This is a genomic window from Campylobacter sp. DY7 (assembly GCF_057802535.1).
In genome coordinates this window covers 1-2,030 of sequence record NZ_JBYJAU010000029.1, presented here as the reverse complement: position 1 = coordinate 2,030, position 2,030 = coordinate 1, and the positions used below count along the sequence as shown (strand labels likewise).

Annotated in this window: 1 protein-coding gene; it reads left to right on the top strand. The window is 37.1% G+C overall.

What is annotated here, in order from left to right; all coding sequences use genetic code 11:
* Window positions 1-2,030 (top strand): flagellin hook IN motif-containing protein (locus AC1B00_RS09520; protein ID WP_488849488.1); only part of this gene is annotated, 2,030 nt, incomplete at both ends.

The window sequence follows — 2,030 nt, the reverse complement described above, 5'->3', positions numbered from 1 at the left end:
GAGACTGTTAAGGCTAGTATTGGGGCGACTACAAGTGATAAGATTGGTTTGACTAGGTTTGAGACTGGGCATAATGTGAGACAAAGTGACCTAACAGGAACAGCTACAGTTACTTTTAAAAACGTAGATGGTATTAATGATGTTACACTAGAGCCTGTAAAACTAACAAATGAAAAAGGTGATATCAGTGCTACTACAGGTCTTGGTGCATTAGCTGAAGCTATTAATAAAGCTAGTGATAAGACAGGAATTAAAGCTAGTGTAACAGCGATTTCTACATTCGAGCAGCCTATTAAGGCGGGAACTACTACAAGTGGATTTAGCATAAACGGAGTTCAAATCGGAACAGTTGATGTTAAAGACAAAGACGCTAACGGAGCGCTTAGAGCTGCAATTAATGCTGTAAAAGATCAAACAGGGGTTGAAGCTTCTGTAGATGCTAAGGGTAGATTAGTACTTGCAAATAGAGATGGTAGGGGAATTAAGGTAGAAGATAACACAACAGGTGCAGCTCCTGCAAAAGACTTCCATAACCTAGTAACTCAAGGTAAAGCAGGGCAAGATAATGTAAAAAAAGCTGTAGATTTAAATTTAGGTGCTACTTGGACAACACCTGCTGGAACTGAAGGCTCTATTAAGAATAAAGATAATACATTTGCAGATGTTAAGAATGCTTTAGGTGCTCAAGATGCACAAATTAGAAAAAACGCTACAGATACAGCAAAAGCAGAAGCATTAGCTACTAAAGCTGCAAATGATGTAGCAGCTACGCAAAATAAAGCTATAGATAGTTTAAAGTCTAAATTAGCTGATGATTTAGATACATTTAGAGGTGCATTAAGCCTTAAAACAGGACAACAACAAGCAGATTTAAATACAATTCAATCAGCTTTTATTACAGCTATTTCTGATATTAATAAAGCAAGCGATTTAAATGCTATATCAACTGCGCTTACCACCTTAGTTGGCGCTGCAGCTAATCTTGATACCGTGGCAGATGGAGGAACTTTAGATGGTTTAAGAGAATTGGCAGCAGGAAATGTAAAAACATATGCTGAAACAATGCAAAAAGCTGTGGGTGCAGCTCAACAATCGATGTTGGATAATGGACTTGATATTACAAAAGGAACAGCAAAAACTGTAAATGATGCATTGACAGATTATAAAACTGGAATCGATGGACAATTAGCAGCAACAGCTGGTTTTAATGCAGCAACAGCTACTGGAAAATTTGATGCTATCGCTGCTTTAGCTACTCCTGATGCAGGCTATAATACAGCTGTTGCAGGTGTCGTTGGAAAAGAAGTTATTTTAACAAATTTAACATTGCCTACAACTGGCGCTATGGCTATGGCTGCAGGCGATTTAGTTATAAGTGATACTTCAACAGATCCTGATATGAAAGCTATTAATGATATGTTTAAAGATTTACAATCACAAACAACAATCGAAGGTGCTAACGCATCTCTTAAAAAGATTGATGATAAGCTAAAAGAACTAGTAGATGGAGCTGTTGGTAAAGGCATGGATACTAAAGAAGCTCAAAAAGGTATCATAGCTCACTCATTACAACAATACTTCAGTGCTGTAAAAACAAGCATAAACGAGCCTGAAGCAGGTGGTCTAGGAAACATGATAGGCTTAAATGCTACAAACTCAACTAACATGGGAAGATTAAGCCTAGTTGCAAACAATGGTAGAGATATTCAAGTTGAAGTTAAAGATGCTAATGGCTTTATAGCTAACTCTGCTTTAGGATTTGATAAAAACGTTAGCGAAAAAACTGTTTCATTAAGAGAAACAAATGCTAAGATAGATGTAGATACAGCTGATGCTATGGGCTTTAATAATGAAGAATGGCAAGCAACTGACACAGGAGATAATGTTAATGGTTACGCAGCAGGTGTTATGACATTAAAAGGTGCTCAAGCTATGATGAATATTGCAGAAACGGCTCAAAAAGCTCTTGAAGCAATTCGTTCAGACCTTGGTTCTGTTCAAAACCAACTTGTTTCAACTGTAAATAATAT